16 protein-coding genes are annotated in these 20,853 nt (G+C 45.9%); 8 read left to right on the plus strand and 8 right to left on the minus strand.

Annotation, left to right across the window (positions count from 1 at the left end):
• Nucleotides 1–18 precede the first annotated feature (18 nt).
• A complete protein-coding gene (gene cysE / locus MiSe_RS04665; RefSeq protein WP_264196327.1) occupies nt 19–666 on the minus strand; it encodes a serine O-acetyltransferase in 648 nt (215 codons plus the stop codon).
• A gap of 209 nt (nt 667–875) precedes the next feature.
• Here cysE and MiSe_RS04670 point away from each other — a divergent pair, with 209 nt between their 5' ends.
• Together MiSe_RS04670 and MiSe_RS04675 are read left to right on the plus strand one after the other, a co-directional pair.
• Nucleotides 876–1,346 (plus strand): RrF2 family transcriptional regulator, encoded by a 471-nt coding sequence (locus MiSe_RS04670; protein WP_226575379.1) that lies wholly within the window; start codon nt 876–878, stop codon nt 1,344–1,346.
• A 154-nt stretch (nt 1,347–1,500) separates the two neighbouring features.
• Entirely contained in the window at nt 1,501–2,790 is a 1,290-nt protein-coding gene (locus MiSe_RS04675) for a Glu/Leu/Phe/Val family dehydrogenase (RefSeq protein ID WP_226575381.1), read from the plus strand.
• A 10-nt stretch (nt 2,791–2,800) separates the two neighbouring features.
• Here MiSe_RS04675 and MiSe_RS04680 read toward each other — a convergent pair whose 3' ends face one another.
• A complete protein-coding gene (locus tag MiSe_RS04680; RefSeq protein WP_226575383.1) occupies nt 2,801–3,016 on the minus strand; it encodes a hypothetical protein in 216 nt (71 codons plus the stop codon).
• A gap of 415 nt (nt 3,017–3,431) precedes the next feature.
• Here MiSe_RS04680 and MiSe_RS04685 point away from each other — a divergent pair, with 415 nt between their 5' ends.
• The 4 genes from MiSe_RS04685 (at nt 3,432) to MiSe_RS04700 (ending at nt 8,032) form a co-directional block, all read left to right on the plus strand.
• Nucleotides 3,432–4,760 carry an ABC transporter substrate-binding protein gene (locus MiSe_RS04685; RefSeq protein WP_226575385.1) on the plus strand — a complete coding sequence of 443 codons (1,329 nt, stop codon included), beginning with the start codon at nt 3,432–3,434 and terminating at the stop codon, nt 4,758–4,760.
• Nucleotides 4,761–4,884: 124 nt separating this feature from the next.
• Nucleotides 4,885–5,784 carry a carbohydrate ABC transporter permease gene (locus MiSe_RS04690; protein WP_226575386.1) on the plus strand — a complete coding sequence of 300 codons (900 nt, stop codon included), beginning with the start codon at nt 4,885–4,887 and terminating at the stop codon, nt 5,782–5,784.
• A gap of 160 nt (nt 5,785–5,944) precedes the next feature.
• Nucleotides 5,945–6,829: a carbohydrate ABC transporter permease gene (locus MiSe_RS04695; RefSeq protein WP_226575388.1), complete on the plus strand. Its 885-nt coding sequence runs from the start codon at nt 5,945–5,947 to the stop codon at nt 6,827–6,829.
• Nucleotides 6,830–6,931: 102 nt separating this feature from the next.
• On the plus strand, nt 6,932–8,032 hold the full coding sequence (locus MiSe_RS04700; protein WP_226575390.1) for an ABC transporter ATP-binding protein: 1,101 nt from the start codon (nt 6,932–6,934) through the stop codon (nt 8,030–8,032).
• Nucleotides 8,033–8,685: 653 nt separating this feature from the next.
• On the opposite strand, the gene MiSe_RS04705 is transcribed toward MiSe_RS04700, so the two are convergent.
• The 4 genes from MiSe_RS04705 to MiSe_RS04720 form a co-directional block, all read right to left on the minus strand.
• Nucleotides 8,686–10,053, minus strand: a complete 1,368-nt coding sequence (locus MiSe_RS04705; protein WP_226575399.1) for a hybrid sensor histidine kinase/response regulator — start codon at nt 10,051–10,053, stop codon at nt 8,686–8,688.
• A 64-nt stretch (nt 10,054–10,117) separates the two neighbouring features.
• Nucleotides 10,118–12,793, minus strand: coding sequence for a hybrid sensor histidine kinase/response regulator (locus tag MiSe_RS04710; protein WP_226575401.1), 2,676 nt, complete (start codon nt 12,791–12,793; stop codon nt 10,118–10,120).
• Nucleotides 12,794–12,807: 14 nt separating this feature from the next.
• Entirely contained in the window at nt 12,808–13,821 is a 1,014-nt protein-coding gene (locus MiSe_RS04715) for a BMP family protein (protein ID WP_226575403.1), read from the minus strand.
• A gap of 108 nt (nt 13,822–13,929) precedes the next feature.
• Nucleotides 13,930–14,748 (minus strand): hypothetical protein, encoded by an 819-nt coding sequence (locus MiSe_RS04720; RefSeq protein WP_226575405.1) that lies wholly within the window; start codon nt 14,746–14,748, stop codon nt 13,930–13,932.
• 217 nt (nt 14,749–14,965) lie between these two features.
• Between MiSe_RS04720 and rpsD the strand changes: the two genes are divergently transcribed.
• Nucleotides 14,966–15,574, plus strand: a complete 609-nt coding sequence (gene rpsD / locus MiSe_RS04725; RefSeq protein WP_226575407.1) for a 30S ribosomal protein S4 — start codon at nt 14,966–14,968, stop codon at nt 15,572–15,574.
• A 214-nt stretch (nt 15,575–15,788) separates the two neighbouring features.
• Here the strand turns inward: rpsD and moaA are convergent, their stop codons facing one another.
• Nucleotides 15,789–16,778: a GTP 3',8-cyclase MoaA gene (gene moaA, locus MiSe_RS04730; RefSeq protein WP_226575409.1), complete on the minus strand. Its 990-nt coding sequence runs from the start codon at nt 16,776–16,778 to the stop codon at nt 15,789–15,791.
• A gap of 159 nt (nt 16,779–16,937) precedes the next feature.
• Nucleotides 16,938–18,386 (minus strand): MFS transporter, encoded by a 1,449-nt coding sequence (locus MiSe_RS04735; protein WP_226575410.1) that lies wholly within the window; start codon nt 18,384–18,386, stop codon nt 16,938–16,940.
• 248 nt (nt 18,387–18,634) lie between these two features.
• Here MiSe_RS04735 and MiSe_RS04740 point away from each other — a divergent pair, with 248 nt between their 5' ends.
• Nucleotides 18,635–20,191 (plus strand): YcjF family protein, encoded by a 1,557-nt coding sequence (locus MiSe_RS04740; RefSeq protein WP_226575413.1) that lies wholly within the window; start codon nt 18,635–18,637, stop codon nt 20,189–20,191.
• The last annotated feature ends 662 nt before the right edge of the window (nt 20,192–20,853 follow it).

Here is a 20,853-nt window from a genome sequence, read left to right on the forward strand (position 1 = left end):
TCGAGAACCATTATCTGGTCAAGTGTGAGCTTTCTTGCCAGCTCCCGTCATACCCGTAGGGTTGACGGCGAGTTCTTGACTGTCTTGTCCGTTCATCTGGGTACGCGATCCTTGTAACTGTTCGACCTGCTGTTCTAAAGCCTTCACCCGTTCAAACAAAGCGCGAATCGCTTCTGCTTCTACGTCGGGCAGGTTATTATGCCCCAAAGTATTATCCTTCAACTCGTCGCGACGAATAATGCGCAAGGGAACGCCTACTACCGTGCTGTTGCTCGGTATATCGCGTAACACGACCGACGCTGCGCCGATCCGGACATTATCCCCAATTTGGATATTTCCTAATACCTTTGCACCCGCTCCTACGATGACGCTTTTGCCTAATGTCGGATGGCGTTTACCTGTCTGCTTTCCCGTCCCGCCCAGGGTTACCCCTTGGTAAATCAACGCGCAATCGCCCACGACTGCTGTCTCTCCAATCACAACCCCCATCCCGTGGTCGATAAACACTACCTTGCCAATCTTTGCCCCTGGGTGAATCTCAATCCCGGTCAAAAACCGACTCACATGGGAAATCAACCGAGGTATAAATGGCATCCCCATTTTGTAGAGCCAGTGCGCCCCGCGATGCCACAGCAAAGCCTGAAACCCAGGGTAGCAGAACAACACTTCCAGCCAGTTACGGGCGGCTGGGTCTCGTATATTGTTTGCAAATCGGTTAGCAGCATAGTTGGTTCAATTTAGGGCAATTATGCAGCACAATCTACGACAAATCGATCAAGTTAGTGTAGTATGCTTTTAATGGATATTATCACACCTCATCCCGACTGAAGATTAAGGCGATATAAAATCCATCCAACCTATCGCAAAACCCTACTATGTTGAATGCAAACCCTAACAGCCAAGATTACTTTTTCCTCGAGCTGTCTTCTAAGGTGGAATATGCCCTCTTGGCATTGATAGAAATGGCAAGCCACCAGGCTAAATTTGCCCCTGTGACGATCAGCGAGATTGTCAGCAAGCAACCCATTCCCGCTCGCTACCTGGAACAAGTTTTTACCAGCTTGCGGCGGAGCGGTTTAGTCCACAGCCATCGCGGCTCTAAAGGTGGGTACGTATTAAGTCGCGAACCTTGGCAGATCACCTTGTTAGACGTTATCGCCAGCTTGGAGGGCGATCGCAAGGAAAAAAAGCAGCCAGATACTTCAACCCTAGAAAAGGATGTGTTGTATAAAATTTGGTATCAAGCCAACGAAGCCTCTCATGGGGTTTTGAGCCGTTACACTATCCAGGATTTATGCCAGCTCAGGGACGAGCGCAGACAGCAGAATCCGATGTATTACATTTAGCGCTGGCTTCCAGCAGAGCGGCGAGTCGCTGTACCACAACTAAATCCAAAAAAATGTAACGAAATTTACCAAATTCCGAATTTCTTCGGGATCGCGGGTTAGGCTACGGATATACATCTAGTTAGTCAAAAGAACGCGATCGCGAGGAGTATCTATGGTTTTATCGTCATTGCCATCCCTTGAAACCGCTTCACCTGCCCACATTTGCCCATTCGACCAAGCTTGCAGCTACCTGGAAGCGGCGGCGAAAGAATTACACCTCAACCAAGGGGTAATAGAAATTCTCAGCCACCCGCGCAAAGCCATCACCGTTTCGATTCCGGTCAAACTCGATAACGGCGAAGTGCAAGTTTTAGTAGGACACCGAGTACAGCACAGCGACATACTTGGTCCCTACAAAGGTGGAACTCGTTACCATCCATCTGTAACCCTGCGGGAAGTTTCGGCGCTGGCAATGTTAATGACGTGGAAATGTGCATTGCTCGGCATTCCCTACGGCGGTGGCAAAGGCGGCATTGCCATCGATCCGACGCACTACAGCGTCGGCGAGTTAGAGCGAATTACCCGCCGTTACACCAGCGAATTAATTAAAGACATCGGTCCTGAGGTAGATATTCCCGCCCCAGACGTAGGTACATCCGCTCGTGAAATGGCGTGGATGATGGATACTTACTCAATGAACGTCGGTCATGCCGTACCCGGAGTCGTAACGGGTAAACCGCTTTCCATCGGGGGTTCCAGGGGAAGGGAAATGGCGACCGGACGCGGCGTGATGATTATTGTACGGGAGGCGCTGGCAACACAAGGCAAGTCTGTTAAAGGCGCACAAGTCGTCATTCAAGGTTTCGGAAATGTCGGCGGTGCGGCGGCGCTATTGTTACAAGAAGCTGGGGCTAAAATTTTAGCGGTTTCTGATGCACACGGCGGCATCTTTTCCCCCGCAGGTTTGGACATTCCAGCATTAAAAGCCTATTATGCCCAGAATCGCAGAAGTCTTGCTGGTTTTCCTGGCAGCTTACCCGTTACGAATGCCCAATTATTGGCGCTTCCCTGCGATGTTTTGATTCCCGCTGCGTTAGAAAATCAAATTACCGAGGAAAATTGCGATCGCGTGCAAGCAGAAATGGTCGTAGAAGCTGCAAATGGCCCGGTAACTTTAGCAGCAGACCTAGCATTAGAGGCGCGAGGCGTTACCATTCTGCCAGATATCTTGGCAAATGCTGGCGGCGTCGTGGTGAGTTATCTCGAATGGGTGCAGGGTCTATCCTATCTATTTTGGGATGAAGAGCGCGTCAACCGCGAAATGGAACAATTGATGGTCAATGCCTATCAAAAAGTCGTCCAGCAATCGAAACAGCGGCAGATAACGCTACGGCTAGCAGCTTACACCATCGGCGTCGGTCGCGTCGCCCAAGCACTCACTGACCGAGGTCTTTATCCTTAATTGCTAATTGCTAATTGCTAATTGCTAATTGGTAATTGGGTAATTCCTTGTATATTTCTGTAGGGGCGGGTTTTACCGATCGCCTTTGAGAGCAACAAATAATATCATGTCCGCTTGAATACCCATAGTTAGGACTGACGCGGTGACAAAGGAAAGCGGTGACGATCTGAGTTTTAATTAAGGGTGATTTGACGGACATCATATAACTCAAATAAACCCGCCCCATCAGATGCCTAGATGTAGGGTGCGTTAGCGATAGCGTAACGCACCATCCCACTTTGGTAAGTCCTGTGAATTTTAGAGCCAGATTTTCTTTGTCGCTGCACTCAATTGTAGAATTAGTATTTAAAAAAGTTAAAAATTCATCTTATTTTAACACGGTCTGACGCTAAACCCTACGTCTTAAAGGAGTATTCTTGCAAAGATATGACTATATCTTTGGAGAGTTGCGACGCTAACTATCACACTACTAGCGTACAGATACCCAGGAATTTTTCCAGAGCCAAATCAGTTCCACTTCTAGAAGAACCAACCCCCAAGTTTGAGTTCCTCTAGGAGAGGGTATGATAGCATTTTCTTCTACTTCCATCCAGGGAGCAACCTGAACGCTTGTTTATTAAGATAATTGAATTTTTTTGACAATGTTGTATCGTCAGCCACAAAACCTAGAGAAAATCCTAAAACGATTGGGATTTCCCCGCCTGCTGGGCTTTCTTCTGGCTGTTTTCTTAGGCATCATAGTTTTCGCTGGGAAAGTATACGCCCAGCAGGTAGTCACCCTGAACCTGTTGATGACCGCACCCGATGCCCAACCTTGGAAACAAGGTATAGTCAGAGACTTCGAGGCTGAAAATCCAGGCATTCGCATCAATATTATCGAAGGGCCAAATGCCACAAATTTGCTCGAAGACCTCTATACCTCGGCTTTTATATTGGGCCAATCTCCTTATGACCTGATCAATATGGATGTCATCTGGACGCCCAAATTTGCTGCTGCTGGGTGGTTATTAGACCTAACCAACCGAATTTCCCCAGAAGAATTAGCAGCATTTTCGGCTAAAGATGTAGAAGGGGGACGTTACGAAGGCAAATTGTACCGAATTCCCATGCGTTCCGATGTCGGAATGCTCTACTACCGGGAAGACTTGCTCAGACAAGCAAGATTAAATCCCCCAGAAACCTTTGAGGATTTGATGCAAATTTCCCAAGCCTTAAAACAGGCAGGAAAAGGGAATTGGGGCTATGTCTGGCAGGGTCGCCAATATGAAGGATTGGTGGCAATGTTTGTCGAAGTGCTTCAAGGTTTTGGAGGCTTTTGGGTAAATCCCAACACCCTGGAAGTGGGATTAGATAGGCCAGAAACCTTAAAAGCAATTGAGTTTCTCCGCGACACCGTTGAAGAGGGTGTTTCCCCACCAGGGGTGACAACTTACCAAGAAGAAGAAACCAGACGTTTTTTCCAAAGCGGTCAAGCAGTCTTTTTGCGGAGTTGGCCTTATGTTTGGCCTTTAGCCAATCAAGAATCTTCACCAATTAATGGGAAAATTGCGATTCAACCAATGGTTCACGCACCCGGTCAAAGTGGTGCAGCTTGCTTGGGAGGCTGGGGTTTAGGAATTGCTAAATCTTCTCGCCATCCGGAAGAAGCTTGGAAAGCAATTCAATATTTTACTGGTCGCGAAGCACAGCGTCGATTTATTTTTAGCGCCGGCTATGTTCCCAGCAGAAGGGAATTATTTACAGACCCGGAAATTGTTGCCAAATACCCCCACTATCCGCAGCTATTAGAGGTAGTGGATAAAGCAATTTTACGTCCGCCGATTGCTCAATATGCCCAAACATCCGATATTTTGCAACGCTACCTTAGTGCTGCACTAACAGGCAGAATGAGTCCTGAAAGAGCGATGCAATCTGCTGCGAATGAAACCCGCCGACTGCTTCAGGCTCCTCAAGCGCAAAAGTCGGCATAATATAGCGCTACTGGGAGGCTGAGCCTCCCAGATCTGGTTCCCAGGCTCAGCCTGGGAACCAGATCAGAGGCTCCGCCTCTCATGGAAAATGCCACATGGAAAATCGACGCATTCAAACTGCAAAATGGTTAACATACATACAATTCGAGGTCGGGAACAACGGACAGCCTGGATATTATTAATACCCGCATTGTTGCTGCTGTTGTTTGTTTTCGCTTATCCCATTGGACGAGCTTTTTGGTTGAGTTTATTTACTCAAAATTTAGGAACGAAGTTACAACCTGTCTTCTCTGGTTTTGATAATTACGTGCGGATGGCGGGGGACGGTCGTTTCTGGCAAACTTTTTGGCAGACAACAATATTCACGTCGGCATCCGTTGTGTTGGAACTATTGTTAGGACTGGGAATTGCCTTAGTCTTAAATCAGAAGTTTTTTGTCCGAGGCTTTGTCCGCACGACGGCTATTATACCTTGGGCTTTGCCCACTGCTTTAATTGGTCTAGCCTGGGCTTGGATTTTTAACGACCAATTTGGAGTAGTGAACGATATTTTACTGAGGTTGGGTTTAATTCGGACGGGAATTAACTGGTTAGGCGACCCAACTTTGGCAATGTTTGCTGTAATTTTTGCTGATGTTTGGAAAACTACGCCGTTTATTAGTATTCTGCTGCTGGCTGGCTTGCAATCAATTTCTCCCGACCTCTACGAAGCCCATTCAATTGATGGCGCAACTCCTTGGCAAAACTTCACTCGAATTACCCTGCCATTGCTGATGCCGCAAATATTAATTGCCTTGCTGTTTCGGTTTGCTCAAGCTTTCGGAATTTTCGATTTGATTGCTGTAATGACGGGGGGTGGCCCTGGAGGCGCGACTGAAGTAGTGTCGCTGTATATTTATTCCACCGTGATGCGCTACTTAGATTTTGGCTATGGTGCAGCCCTCGTTGTGGTGACATTTATGTTGCTGATTGCAGCAGTTGCGCTCGCCAGCTTTTTGCTAAACAAATCTCGCATCAGTTATTAGTCATTTGCTACTCAATTTGCTAATTGCTAATTGCTAATTGCTAATTACTTGCGGGAATATTTGACCTCTGTACCATTAGCCATTAGCTATTAGCAGCCATAAAAAGTTAACTAGCAACTTACGTTAATAGCTAATTTCCACCGAATCAACCAAAACAATTATGACTGTAATCCCACAAAAACGCCCAAAAACTCCAACCCCAACCAAAGGTGCGAAAATATCCAGTAAAAAAATATTGATGCTGTTAGGAATTGCCTTAGTTGTCCTATTCTGTCTAGCGCCAGTCCTGTGGCAATTGTTGACTTCATTCAAGGTAAATGAAGATATTGCCGCCGTTCCTACTGTGTATGTTCCCACTCGATACACTTTCAATCATTACATTGAATTATTCACCCGTCGTCCGTTTTGGCGCTATATTTTAAATAGTGCCTTTGTATCGATTACTTCCACAGCCGTTTCTTTAGCAATTGGAGCGCCTGCTGCTTACGCTCTGGCAAGGTTACGCCCTTGGGGTGGAAAAGTTATCCTTGCAGGTGTCCTGATTGTTACTTTATTTCCAGGAATTTTGTTGTTCGTGGGACTGTTAGAAATTATCCAGGCGCTGAGATTGGGCAACAACTATTTGGCACTGATTATTCCCTACACGGCAATCAATTTACCTCTGACAATTTTGGTGCTGCGGAGCTTTTTCCAGCAATTGCCAAAAGATTTGGAAGATTCGGCTAGAGTAGATGGCTATAATACGTTTCAAATGCTCTGGGAAATCTTATTGCCGATGACAATTCCAGCTTTAGTAACAACTGGGATTCTTACCTTTATTTTCGCCTGGAATGAGTTTATCTTTGCTCTCACGTTTATGACTCGTGAAGAACTGAAAACAATTCCTGTAGGTGCTGCTCAGTTAGGTGGTGCATCAGTATTTGAAATTCCTTATGGCCCCATCGCCGCTGCGACTGTCTTGGGAACCTTGCCTTTGGTTGTACTGGTTTTGTTCTGCCAACGCAAGATTGTCCAAGGTTTGACCGCTGGCGCTGTCAAAGGATAGAGTTTTGCACTAATGGAGGTGGAACCTCCCAGATTCGTTCCCAGGTTGAACCTGGGAACGAGAAATCCAAAATCCTTCCATCCAAAATCCTTGCATAGAACAATGGCTAGACTCGAACTCAAAAACTTAAATAAGACTTATACTCCCAAAGTTATTCCGGTTAAAGATGTTAGTTTAACCGTGGATAATGATGAGTTTCTCAGCTTACTTGGTCCTTCTGGTTGTGGTAAATCTACTATCTTGCGACTAATTGCAGGTTTGGAGGAACCAACTCGCGGCAGGATCTCGATTGGGGGTGAGGATGTTACTTATAAAAGACCAGGCGATCGCAACATCGCAATGGTGTTTCAAAGTTACGCGCTGTATCCTCACATGAGCGTATACGATAACCTCGCCTCTGGACTCAAATTGCAAAAAATTCCACCCGCAGAAATTCAAAGGCGAGTCGCAGATGTGGCACAGGTTCTGGGATTAGAAGAGTTAATGAACCGCAAACCCGGTCAAATGTCTGGGGGACAAAGACAGCGGGTTGCTGTGGGTCGTGCTTTGGTGCGTCGTCCCCAGGTATTCTTGTTGGATGAACCACTCTCGAATTTGGATGCGTTGCTGCGGGAACGAGTCCGCGCCGATCTCAAGGAACTGTTCGCCGCCCAAAAAGTCCCGGTAGTCTATGTTACCCACGACCAAACCGAAGCAATGACGCTCTCTACCAAAGTGGCGGTGCTGAACAACGGCTTAATTCAACAACTCGATTCACCCGATCGCATTTACAATCATCCGGCAAATCAATTTGTGGCTGGATTTGTCGGCAGTCCTCAGATGAATTTACTGATGCTGCCTTGTCAAGGACGTTACGCGATGCTCGGTGATTCCCGCATTCCTGTCCCGAATTTATCCTCGGTTCCGCCTCAAATTGTGTTAGGAATTCGTCCGGAACATGTCCGCGTTGCACAACCAGAAGATACCAACACAATTCGCGGTCGAGTGTATCTGGTAGAAAATTTGGGGATGCACTATTTGGTCAGCGTGCGAGTTCCAAATTCACAAGGCGAACCAATTTCAGTGCGTGCTTTATTACCAACAGATCGCAATTGGAGTGACGAGAATATAACTTTGGCACTACCACCCCAGCATATCCACTGGTTTGATGTTCAGACTGGTGATGCTCTTTTTAGAAGGCAAGTGGCGATGGCTAATTGCTAATGGCTAATTGCTAATGGCTAATTGCTAATGGCTAATTGCTAATGGCTAATTGCTAATGGCTAATTGCTAGTTGCTTGTTATATCGTGTTATACCAAATCCGGGTTAGTTACTCCCTTTATCTTCTTCCTCTTCTCTCTGCGCTCTCTGCGCCTGGAGCGGTTCGTTATAACGGGGGTAATAAACCGGATTTAGTATCAGGTATGAATGGTAGGGGCAGGTTTTACACAGTAGGGACACGGCATCATTAAGGTTATCTGTTTTTCTGAGATGTCTATAATGCCGTGTCTCTACATATCCGACAGATAATATCGTTAGCTTGATTTATGTCGGCACGATCCGAACCAGTTTTGCCTTCCAAGCTATGCTTGTAATACCAAATCCGGATTGATTACCCCCAATATTGTATAGACCGCGTAGGCGGTCTTTGAATGCAATAGTCCCACGCTTCAGAGTGAGGGATATAGGGGGTCATCTGACTCTAAGTAGAGCGTTACACGATTGACACATCAGCTTCATATTAAAGTCATAAAGGCTTGTCATGATTAAATTAATCTCTCTCCTACCCATCCTATAAGGCAAGAGGCTGGGTGTCGCAATTTCCTTTCCTCAAACAGGTTAACATTTATAGCCCGGTTACTCCGGGCTTATTTTTTTAGCTTAAAAGCGGCAGCGAAATAACCAATTCTGTCCCAATTCCTGGAGTAGAAATACAACTCAACTCACCCCCGTGTTTGTCCACAACTATCTGACGACTGATAGATAAACCCAATCCCGTGCCTTTCCCCAATGCTTTGGTTGTAAATAATGGCTCAAACATGCGTTGTTTGACTTCTTCCGACATTCCCAAACCATTATCTTCGATCCTGACGATCGCTCGCCGCGCCGCTGCTGAATATTCGGTGCGGATAGTAATAGTATTGGGATTAGCTGCTATTTCCTCGTAAGAATGACTTTCGCTATACTCATCAAACGCATCAATCGCATTGGAAATAATATTCATAAACACTTGGTTGAGTGGTCCGGGATAGCACTCTACCAAGGGCAAATCTCCATATTCTTTGATTGCTTTAATCTCAGGGCGATTGTCGTTTGCTTTCAGTCGATGCTTTAAAATTAACAGGGTACTATCGATGCCTTCGTGAATGTTAACTGCTACTTTAAAATCGTTATCGGAACGGGAAAAGTTTCTTAAACAAATGCTGATTTGATGAAGGCGATCGCTTCCTGCTTTCATCGATGAAATTAGACTGGGCAGGTCCTCCAACAAAAATTCTATATCGATCTCTGACCCATGTTCTTCAATTTTATTCCCGGGATTGGGAAATTGATCCTGATAAAGTTTCAAATGTTCAATTAAGTATTGAATGTATTTTTTGGCGTGGCTAATATTACCAGTGATACAGCCGATAGGATTGTTAATTTCGTGAGCCACACCAGCCACTAACTGACCCAGTGCAGACATTTTTTGTTTTTGAATTAAATTAAATTGGGCTTGTTGCAATTCTTTCGTTCGTTCTTCTACGCGCTTTTCTAACTCTTGATTAAGCTGCTGCAATGCCGCTTCTGCATGATGGCGCTCTTTAATTTCTTGTTTAAGCAGCAAGTTTTGTGCGGCGAATGTTTTAGTTAATTTTTGCAGTTTCAGATGCAGCTTGATTCTGGCTAAAACTTCTTCATTTTGAAACGGTTTTGTGATATAATCCACTGCCCCTAAATTCAAACCTTTAACTTTATCTATCGTTTCAGAAAGCGCGGTCATAAAAATAACGGGAATCTCTTTAGTTAAGGGATTTGACTTGAGGCGGCGGCAAGTTTCAAATCCATCAATACCCGGCATCATCACATCTAATAAAATTAGATCCGGTGGGGCATATTCCACTTTCCGGATTGCACTTTCGCCGTCTCGCGCCACCCAAACTTCAAATCCAGCATCATCTAATAGATCGGATAGTAATCCTAAATTTGCTGGATTATCATCAACAATTAAAATGATATTTCCATCAGCTAATTCACCGTTCATAGACGATTGTACTCCTGACGTTACATAAACCTGGCGTTCGCTTACCATATTTTTGACTAACCCCCTAAACTTTCTCGTCTTTAATATATTGACCAATCAACTCCAATAGTTCTTTTTCCTGAAACCCTTTTGCCAATTGAAGCAACTGTTCGGTAAATGGTACAAACCGCTCATCCAACTGTTCCCATTTTGCCGCTTCTCGGATAATTCCTTTCATGTTACCTTTCATCGCCAACTCAAATAGATGCTTCATTTCTTCTAGCGGCGGAGTCATTAATTGGTCAGTTGGGATTTGGGATTTGGCAGAAATGGTAGTTTGATTTTCCCTTAACTCGGTTATTCCTGGCATCAGGGATTCCTCGTAAATCCATTGCAAGTTTAAATACTTCTGTAGTTTTTGCAGTAAAGCTTCTGCTTGCACTGGTTTGGGAAGAAAATCGTTGCAACCCGCCTCCAAACTCTTATATTGGTCGGTTTCAAACACGCTAGCTGATGAAGCAATAACCACCACTTGTTTAAATTCCGGTATTTGACGCAGGCGTTGCACCATTTCAAAGCCATTTAGCACAGGCATTACCAAGTCGGTAATAATTAGGTCTGGTTTGAAGTTTATAGCTGTTTCCAACCCTGACTCACCGTTTGTCGCTTCTGCCATTTCAAAACCTATTGGTTCTAACATATTGACTAAAACCGAGCAATTTTCCCACCGATCATCCACTACCAATATTTTCCGCTTTCTGCCATTAACGCCGATAATTTTTCCTAGTTCAACAACTGTGGCAGTTTGTCTCCATTCTGCTGCTTCAGGTAAATCCAAATCTATCCAAAAAACGCTACCAACACCGAGTTGGCTGTTTACTTGGATACTACTGCGCATTAATTGAACAATTTTTTGGCTAATTGGCAATCCCAGTCCGGTTCCTTCTGTCTGTCGCTTGCTATCTCCTACTTGCTCGAAGGGTAAAAATATCTTTTCTAATTGCTCTGAACTAATACCGACGCCAGTATCTTCGATTTGGCAGCGAATTTTTTTAATTGGTAATGGGTAATTGGTAATTGGTAATTGGCAATAGGTAATTGGTAATGGGTTGTCATTATCGATTACCTCTACTTTAAAAGTAACGCTACCTTTTTCGGTAAATTTGATGGCATTGCCGAGTAAATTAATTAATACTTGTCGCAGCCTTTTCTCGTCAGCATGAATACCTGTGGGCAGTTTTGAACTGGCTTCGTAAATAAAGGCGATGCCTTTTTGTTCGGCTTTGATGCGGCAGATTTCGGCAACACCTTGGAGAAAGGCAGGGAAATGAAAATCTGTCGGATAAAGTTCTAATTTCCTGGCTTCGATTTTAGAAAGGTCTAAGATATCGTTAATTAAGGTGAGCAGGTGCGAACCGCATTGATAAATAATGCCGATGCCGTTGAGTTCTTTTTCGCCTATGTTTTTGGAGCGTTGTAAGATTTGGGCGTAACCCAAAATGCCGTTGAGCGGTGTTCTTAATTCGTGACTCATGTTGGCTAAAAATTCGCTTTTAGCTTGGTTGGCAGAATCAGCCGCTTCTTTGGCTTCTTTTAGTTCTGCTGTGCGTTGTTCGACGCGAATTTCTAACTCTTCGTTTGTTTTTTCCAGTTGACTGAAAGATTCGCGCAACTGGTGTGCCATTTGGTTAAAAGCTTGAGCTAATACGCCTAGTTCGTTACGGGATTGAATAGTTACCTGGACGTCTAAATTCCCATCGCTAATTTGCGCAGCAGCATCGGTGAGATTTTTTAAGGGTGAAACAATCCGTCGAGAAAACAAGAATCCCAATCCTACTGCTCCCAGCGTTGCTAAAGAAAGCGCGCCTACCATTACTAGGATTTGGTTGCGGATGGGAGCGTAAGCTTCGGCGGTGGGCAATTCTACAACTACGCTCCAGTTTACACTTCTGACTCGAGCGATCGCCCCCAATACTTCCACACCCTTTAGCCCCCGATAAACGAGGAGAGATTTTGTTTCTCTATTGGCGAAATTCCCAATAAAAGGACGAGCTGAAATGTCTTCTAGCTTAAAGTCTTCCTCGCGATTATTTTGGGCTATGACAACATTACGATGATCGATAACGTAAGTATATCCCGTTTTTCCTACAGAGGTTTGCGACAAAACAAAATTGAGAAATTTTAGATTAATTTTAGCGATTAAAACTCCATCAACTTCATCTTTTTGATTGCGTATTGGCACGGCAATTGTCGTGAATAACTGGTTAATTCTGCGGTCAATTTCTGCGGGAGCGACGTAATCTTCTTTTTGTTGAAAGGCTTGCAAAAACGCGGGATAATTTGCCAGATTACCCGGTTCATCTACACCGTAAGGCGAAACAACAGCGACCGGATTGCCCTGATGATTAATAATTGCTACCATTTCGTAGGCGTCATTGTGGCGGGTTAAGCCTTCTAGCAGATTATGCTTGATCTCGTGAGGCAGGTCGGTGAGTCCGCGAATTCTAGCTAAGTAACCAAGTTTCCTGTGTAAATCGTCGATGTAAGCATTGATTGTTTCAGCCGCCGTTTGCGAGCGGGCAATTTGTAGCAATTTTGACTGATTTAATTGCGTTTGGAAGCTCTTGTAAATCAAAATTCCCCCAGCAGTCAACAAGCTGGATACTACCAGAGAGACTAAGCCAAAGCGTACTTGGTTAGCAATGGAAGCCGTTAGGCCCCAACTGGATATACCCTTGCGGCTTAATTCCTCTTGATGCAACTTGCCTCCGGGGTTCAATTTACCCTTGAAACGTCTAGTTTGCCACTCAAAATATCCGCTTGAATCTGATTCACCCTTGCTGCTTGTGCGGGACTTAACAATCCCCGAAAAGGCGCTAACTCATGAACTTCTTCTCCCATCCCAAATCTGTATAGCTTACCCTCCCAACGTCCTTGTTTCACCAGGGTAACACCGTTGAAGATGAGCAACGGTATTCGCTGAATCACGCTGGTTAAAATTTTACCAGGAGCTAGGGCATACTGGTCTTCAACCCATCCAATCCCATACACTCCCGGTTTTTGAGCTACCACTTTTATAGCACCATTCCCTGCCTTATCGGCATCAATTGCCAGCACATCTGCGCCAGAAGCAATTTGATTTAGCGCCACTGTTTTTGCTTTTTCCTCGTCTAACCAACTTCCCACCCAATTAATTAATACTTTAACTTTTGGATTAATTGCTTTAGCACCCCGTTCAAAGGCGAGCGCTTCTTCTTCGGTGCTGGGATACTTCTCACCTCCCATGTAAGCAATGCGATTGGTTTTAGTTTTTAGCGCCGCTACAACCCCAGTCAAGTATCCCATTTCGCTGTAACGGAAGGCAATCCCCCCTAAATTTTTATTGTTACCTGCGTAAGGTTCTATAACTGCAAATTTAATGCGGGGAAATTCACTTGCCACTGTTTTCGATGCACTTGTATAACCGCCACTATGGGCGATAATCAGGTTGAAATCGGCTTGAGCAAAGTAGCGCAAATATTTTTCCGTTTCTGTTCCCTGGCTGTTTTCAACATAAGAAATTTTTGCCCCAAACTCTTTTTCAACTAACGTTAATCCTTCATAGCCTGCCTGACTCCAGCTTTTGTCGTTAATCAAGCCAGGTAAAACCATTGCCACGCTGAAGTCGCTCTTGGGTGCTAAAGCTTCAGAAGTTGGCGATTTTTCTGTATTTGCGCCTCCACAACTGATGAGAATAAAAGTGAGAAAACTCAGAATTACATATTTTGTCAAATATTTTTTTCGCCCCATTTCGCTGGTTTAATCAAAACCTATACTTTAATTTAATCCTTGATCGATCGCGAGGATGGCGTTCGCACTCGCCATCCATCAAGCGCACTATCGATGGTAGCGTAGCAACTACTGGCCCAACTGAGGCACGGGGATGTTCACCGGATTGGACTGACGATTTTGGGGCACCGGAACGGGGGGATAAAATTGGCGCGGGCGATCGCTACCATCAATACAGTAAGCCATTGCTTGAGTAGCAGAAAAATCGATACCGCGATTTAATCCCACCACGCACTCAGCATAGCGAACCGGCAACAAGCTGCGGCGACAGCTCTCCAAAACAACTTCACTTGCCGTACCTTGAGTGCGAGTAGTAATATTAACCACGCAGATCGCCAGCTCGCGGGGACGTCGCACAGCAGTACACCAGGGAAGCGCATTATCGGCGGCGATATTCGTTTCCTGGTTAATTCTATAGACGCAGGCGGCTAAATCTTTAGGATACAGCACACCGGAACAAGCATCTGCAGCCGCATCCGGCGAAACGCGAGCCCGCACCAACTCGGATGTACAAAGTCTAAAGTCATTCTTGGGAGTCGCCGCCATAGAACTGCTGGGAATCGCAACATTCAACAACAGCGTCCCCAAGGGAGCAGAGCAAAAGGCAATTAAACGAAACAGGTTACTGCGCCAGAGCGCTTGAAGAGGAAGCGGAGAATGGGAGACAAGGGAGAGGGTCGAGTTTTTGTCGTATTCCCCGCGTCCCCGTATCCCCGTGTCCCCCCGTCCTCTTCTCTTCTCCACGAATAAATGAGAGAGTCTCAGACCAAGTGCTTCGATTTTGAGAAGGGTGCAAGAGAGCGTCTCCCCAACTCCTTGTCTCCCCATCTTCTTGACCAGAGCGTCTTCTTGGTCACTTCGCAACTGAGCGCCAATTCGCATTCCCATGGTAGTTTAACTTCAAAATACGCTCCGAATCATATCATCTGGCTAATTGCTCATTGGGAATGGGTAATTGGTCATTGGTAATCGGTAATCTATCTTCCCCATTACCCATTACCAATTACCCATTACTAATTACCCATTAGAAATAGCGCCAGCTAAGTAAAAGCGGTATAATCGAAATTCTGGCTAATATTTTTAAGACGATCAGAGAGGAAGCGACATGTCGCGATATAGAGGCCCCCGCCTTAGAGTAGTTCGTCGCCTGGGGGATCTACCCGGTTTAACTCGCAAGTCACCCAGACGGAGTTACCCACCAGGTCAGCACGGTCAGAACCGTAAGAAACGGTCTGAGTATGCGATTCGTTTAGAAGAAAAGCAAAAGCTGCGCTTTAATTACGGTCTGACAGAAAAGCAGCTATTGCGCTACGTGCGTAAAGCTCGCCGCGTCACCGGCTCCACCGGACAAGTGCTGCTGCAACTGTTGGAAATGCGCCTGGATAACACGGTTTTCCGCATGGGGATGGCTCCCACTATCCCGGCGGCGCGTCAGCTAGTCAATCACGGTCACGTGACGGTGAACGGTCGCATGGTTAACATTCCCAGCTATCAGTGCAGAGCGGGAGAAGTTATCGCCGTTAGAAACAGGGAAAATTCCCGCAAGTTGGTAGAACAAAACCTGCAATACCCCGGATTGGCAAATCTACCCAGCCATTTAGAGTTTGACAAAAACAAGCTCGTTGGCAAGGTCAACGGCATCATTGAACGCGAATGGGTCGCGTTACAGATTAACGAACTGCTGGTGGTTGAGTACTACTCGCGTCAAGCCTAACGCAATTGCTAATGGCTAATAGCTAATGGCTAATGGTTAGAAAAAAAGCAATTAGCCGCCAATTTGCCAGGAGTATTCCTCGCATCAAGCCTAACAGCATTGCTAATGGCTAATAGCTAATGGCTAATAGTCAGAAAAAAGCAATTAGCAATTAGCAATTAGCAATTAGCAATTAGCAATTAGCAATTAGCAATTAGCAATTAGCAATTAGCAATTAGCCCCCAATTTGCGACATCGTGCGGGTATAAACACCCTTCGTTGTGCCGGAAAATCGCTGTTTGAAGTTAATTTCTGGTTTGATGGCTAAAAGCTGACTGACTCTTTCCCGTAATTCGGCTGGGTCAACGCCAGCGCGTAGAGCAGTTTTGAGGTCAATTTGACCCGTTTCGTTTAACAGGCAGGGACGCAGCCAGCCATCGGCAGAAAGCCTCATGCGATTGCAGCGATCGCAAAAACACTCGGACATCTGACTGATAAATCCCAATGTCCCTTTGGCTCCCGGAATCTGAAATACATCCGCTGGGCCATTACCACGAACTTGTGATTCTGTCAAGCCAAAAACATCGCGGATTTGTTGGCGTAACTCTGCTGACGCCACCCAACCTTTATCGCCGAATAGTTGGTTATTGCCAATCGGCATAAATTCAATAAATCTGACGTGCCACTCGCGGTCAATCGTCAACGCGGCGAGCGCGAGTACCTCGCGCTCGTTGACCTCTGGAATTACTACCACATTGAGTTTGAGCGGGTCAAAACCGACGCGGTGAGCGGCTAGAATGCCCTCCCAGACTTGCTGCCAGCGGGAGCGCCCCCGGTTGCCGATAATTTTGTCAAAAGTTTCTGGGTCGAGGGAATCGAGGCTGATATTAATGCGGCGCAAACCCGCATCGTACAAATCTTGCGCCATTCCAGCGAGGAGAAAGGCATTCGTGGTCATCGAGAGGTCTTGAGTTTGGGGGAGAGAAGCGATCGCTCCCACCAAATCCACCACGCGGGGACGTAACAGCGGTTCCCCTCCCGTCAGGCGAAACCGAGTAAACCCTACCGGAATGAAAACCTCTCGAATTAGGGTCAGCAGTTCCTCATCGGTCAGCAAATTCTGCCGCAAAATATACTCCAGATCCGACCCTTCCGGCATACAGTATTGACATTGGAAATTGCAGCGGTCAATTAAGCTAATTCGGAGATAGTCAACCTGGTTCATAGGAAATGGGTAATGGGTAATGGCGTTCCCAGGCAGGAGCTGTGGGAACGAGGGTAATGGGTAATTTGAGATTGCAGATTGCAGATTGCAGATTGGGCTAGTCAATCTGCAATCTCAAATTTGAAATTTGAAATTCGCTTCCCGAATCACCAATTGCCTTTATTTTGACCGATTTATCAGATCTGCTGTGGGAACGGGTTGCAAGGGGGGAACGAACAAAGAACGCATTTTTTGATGCAAAGCTGGCATTAAGTGTCTCAAAGGCTGACTGCACCGTTCGCGGATAAAAATTAGCGGCATCAAAGCTACCAGTCGCAGCACCCCCGAAAGCACAAATAATCCCGGCAAACCTCCGTAGTCGGCGAATTGAGCCAAAAAGCCAGCGGCGGTAGTCCCGATCGCACCCGCAACACCCGCAACTGCCGCGGCGATCGCAAAATAGCTGGCTTGATTGCGCGCCGGTGCCACATCCATCTGGATATTATTGCTGCACAAGTCGATCGCCGCCCAAGTACCACCGTCCAGCAAGTGTAACAAAGGCAACCATACCCACAGAGAAACCCCATCGCTGGAAGCCAACAACCAGAATACAGGCATCACCGCCACAACCAGACCCACCAATAGCAAAATCAAACGATTGCCAATCCGGTCTGCCAGCTTACCCCACCACAGCAACATTAGCAAGTTAGCCCCAGCGGTTAAGCTGTTATAAATGGTTACCCAGCTAACATCGATCGCCAGATTATCCAGCATGTAAAGGTTGAAAAACGGATTGCTGACGTTAACAGCAAAAGTCCAAAAGCTAAAATAAAGCAGAAACCAGCAAAAATTACTGGTAATCCGGAATTCGACGTTGTCTTTCTTCTCCTGCTTGTCCTTGGTTCCCAGTTGCAATTGCGGGTTCACATCAGCCTTGAAAAACTGACAGCATAAACTCAAGATGCCGAATATTACTCCTAACAACAAGATTCCAGCGTAAGCTTGAATTGACCCATGAGGCCAAGCTGATACAACCAAACCTAGCAGAGGTATACATAACAAATTCGTTAAACTGGCGGCGCTGTTGCGAAAGCCGAAATACCTCCCCCGCAAACGACGGGGAACCAAAACCGCCATCCAGGAAACCCAGGCGGGAGATCCTAACGCTCCCATAATGTGGGTAACCAAAACGATCGCTAACGTCGAGTAGATCAGTTGGTGTGATGGTAGATACCCGTTACTGTTAGCCCAAATTCCCAAGACTAAAACCAACCACAACAGACGAGACAAACTAAAGATACACAACAGATATCGCAGACGACTGGTAGTTCTGTCCCCCAGATAGGCACCCAGGGGTTGCAGCAAATTCACCAACATGGGAAAAGAAGACAACATGCCAATTTCTACACTGGTAGCACCTAATTCGAGTAAAAAGTTACTCAGCAAGACGCCGGTGGTAATGCTGCCAAAAATTGTCGAAAATACGCCATCGCTCGTTGAAGCTTTTAAACTAGAGCGAATCGCCTCTTTGGATAATTTGCTCAACTTTGCAGGCATTTCCTGCATGTGGGGAGCGGGAGAATGGTAAGTTTCTACTGGAGCCAAAGTCATTACAAAGTTAGATGTCATATGGGGTTGCAATCGCTATATCCTCACACGCAATAAAACCTTCGACCCAAGACATCGAAGGTAAAATTAACAGGACTTACACTTGGGCGACCTATCACCTTAGTTTCTTTGGGTAAGTCCTGATTAAATGCTTATGCAGGATAACTTGAGAAGTCTATACCCAACAGCTAGCTGGGGGAAGATATAGCAGCAAGTTGTACCCTAGTTATATAACCCTCTAAAAAATAGCAGCTAAACTGGCTTCTGCCATGCCCCTATCGCGCATTCTGATATTAATTGTTGGCCTCATCTTAGTTTTGGGGCTACTGCTGTGGCTAGTTGATTCCCTGTATCGGCTTTATTCTTCCTTAGTTTGGACATCGCCTTTTTTGGGTCACCTGCTACTGCTGTTGCTGATTCTGCTTATAGGTATAGTAATTGCCGCATTCGTTTACTATGTCTTCCTGTTTTGGAAATCGAACCAGAAAACCCGTCGTCGTCAGTTAAAACCTAAAGTCCCGCAAGCAAAAACCGACGCCGCCGCACAAAACCTCCGCGCCGTCAAAAAACAGGTCGCCCAAATACAAGATGAAGTCGCGCGACAAGAATTACTCAATCGTTCGCGAGAAATTGAAGCCAGCTTGCAGCGGGGCGATTTAAGGGTTGTAGTATTTGGCACTGGTTCCGCTGGTAAGACATCTTTGGTAAATGCGGTAATGGGGCGCGTGGTGGGACAAGTGAGCGCGCCAATGGGAACAACCGAAGTAGGGGAAACCTACGTACTCAAACTGAAAGGAATTGAACGGGAAATTTTGATTACCGATACGCCTGGTATTTTAGAAACGGGGATAGCGGGAACCGAAAGGGAACAATTGGCGCGACAATTGGCGACGCAAGCAGATTTATTGTTATTTGTGGTGGATAACGATCTGCGCCGGTCGGAATACGAACCGCTCTTGGGTTTGGCAGAAATAGGCAAGCGATCGCTCCTAGTCCTCAACAAAACCGACCTTTACACCGAACAAGACAAAGAAACGATTCTGGCGCGACTGCGGGAGCGAGTGCGCGGGTTTATTGCCCCGACGGATATTATAGCGATCGCTGCCAACCCCCAACCCGCCCAACTAGACAACGGCGAAATTATCCAACCCGATCCCGATGTCATGCCTTTAATTAAGCGTCTCGCCGCCGTTTTGCGCGCCGAAGGCGACGATTTAATGGCAGACAATATATTACTGCAATCCCAGCGCTTGGGAGAGGAAGCCCGCAAGCTGATCGATGCTCAGCGACGCCGACAAGCTGATAAAGTAGTAGAGCGCTTTCAGTGGATCGGTGCGGGTGTAATAGCCGTAACACCGCTACCTGTAGTGGACTTGCTGGCAACCGCAGCAGTCAATGCACAAATGGTAGTAGAAATTGGCAAAATTTACGGCTGCGAATTGAATCCGGAACGGGGGCGCGAATTAGCGCTTTCCTTAGCTAAAACTTTAGCAAGTTTAGGAATTGTTAAAGGCGCGATTGATTTAATTTCCACCGCACTGCGACTCAATCTGGCTACCTATGTAGTTGGTAAGGCAATTCAGGGGGTGACGGCGGCGTATCTTACCCGCATTGCCGGGAAGAGTTTTATCGAATATTTCCGTCAAGATCAAGATTGGGGGGATGGGGGTATTGCCGAAGTCGTGCAGCGACAGTTTCAATTAAACCGACGGGACGAATTTGTCAAGGCATTTATTGCCGAAGCGATCGCCAAAGTCATCAAACCCCTCACCGATAACCAACAAGCGCAACCACCCGTCGAGGAATTGGATGAACCAAGACGTTAGCGAACCTAGAAACCGGGTTTCTAGCGATTTTTCATAGAAACCCGGTTTCTTTGCCTAAGTCCGATCAAAGCTTGCGAACAAAACCTGTGTTTCATTCGTCACCAAGTTATTACCTGTACCCGATGGCTCTAGTTGGGGTCAATTTTTATACTGGCACAGCTCAGCTTGACTTCATGGTATTTGTGCTTATTATTCTGGCAGAAACGCCCTTTTCGATCAAAATTTGATACCTCGCCGCAGGTGCTGACTTTGGACGGTTCGGCTCAAAACTCAGTAGATGAGGGAGATAAAGGTATGGTATGGAAATCGAGCAGAATTATTGCCAACATTTAAAGAGGCTGTGAAAAATCAGATGCTGGTGACCCCTGCTATAGAAAAATCATTTAAAACAGATTAAAATCGAAATAACCCATATAAATCCAGTATCTGTTACTTGGCTGCTGGCAAAAAAAACACCTTAAGTCAATTCGGGAAACTGCGGAACATGAAGCATAAATTAAAAGTAAAAAATTTAATAAAACAGTTTTATAAGATTAAAAAGCCTAAGTAAAAACTCGGAGAAGTGGCAAATATTACGATGGGCTGACCCAAGTATTAAAATAGGTTGAGAAACTGATTAAAAATAATATTGCTGGCAGATGGTGAAAACATCGATGTAATAA

The sequence above is a fragment of the Microseira wollei NIES-4236 genome (genome assembly GCF_020521235.1).
GTDB lineage: Bacteria > Cyanobacteriota > Cyanobacteriia > Cyanobacteriales > Aerosakkonemataceae > Microseira > Microseira wollei.

Excerpts from the sequence above, each read along its gene's own strand:
- MiSe_RS04670 (WP_226575379.1), top strand. The coding sequence starts at position 876 with ATGTTGAATGCAAACCCTAACAGCCAAGATTACTTTTTCCTCGAGCTG.
- MiSe_RS04675 (WP_226575381.1), top strand. The coding sequence starts at position 1,501 with ATGGTTTTATCGTCATTGCCATCCCTTGAAACCGCTTCACCTGCCCAC.
- MiSe_RS04680 (WP_226575383.1), bottom strand. The coding sequence starts at position 3,016 with ATGGGGCGGGTTTATTTGAGTTATATGATGTCCGTCAAATCACCCTTA.
- MiSe_RS04685 (WP_226575385.1), top strand. The coding sequence starts at position 3,432 with ATGTTGTATCGTCAGCCACAAAACCTAGAGAAAATCCTAAAACGATTG.
- MiSe_RS04690 (WP_226575386.1), top strand. The coding sequence starts at position 4,885 with ATGGTTAACATACATACAATTCGAGGTCGGGAACAACGGACAGCCTGG.
- MiSe_RS04695 (WP_226575388.1), top strand. The coding sequence starts at position 5,945 with ATGACTGTAATCCCACAAAAACGCCCAAAAACTCCAACCCCAACCAAA.
- MiSe_RS04700 (WP_226575390.1), top strand. The coding sequence starts at position 6,932 with ATGGCTAGACTCGAACTCAAAAACTTAAATAAGACTTATACTCCCAAA.
- MiSe_RS04705 (WP_226575399.1), bottom strand. The coding sequence starts at position 10,053 with ATGAACGGTGAATTAGCTGATGGAAATATCATTTTAATTGTTGATGAT.
- MiSe_RS04715 (WP_226575403.1), bottom strand. The coding sequence starts at position 13,821 with ATGGGGCGAAAAAAATATTTGACAAAATATGTAATTCTGAGTTTTCTC.
- MiSe_RS04720 (WP_226575405.1), bottom strand. The coding sequence starts at position 14,748 with ATGGGAATGCGAATTGGCGCTCAGTTGCGAAGTGACCAAGAAGACGCT.
- rpsD (WP_226575407.1), top strand. The coding sequence starts at position 14,966 with ATGTCGCGATATAGAGGCCCCCGCCTTAGAGTAGTTCGTCGCCTGGGG.
- moaA (WP_226575409.1), bottom strand. The coding sequence starts at position 16,778 with ATGAACCAGGTTGACTATCTCCGAATTAGCTTAATTGACCGCTGCAAT.
- MiSe_RS04735 (WP_226575410.1), bottom strand. The coding sequence starts at position 18,386 with ATGACATCTAACTTTGTAATGACTTTGGCTCCAGTAGAAACTTACCAT.
- MiSe_RS04740 (WP_226575413.1), top strand. The coding sequence starts at position 18,635 with ATGCCCCTATCGCGCATTCTGATATTAATTGTTGGCCTCATCTTAGTT.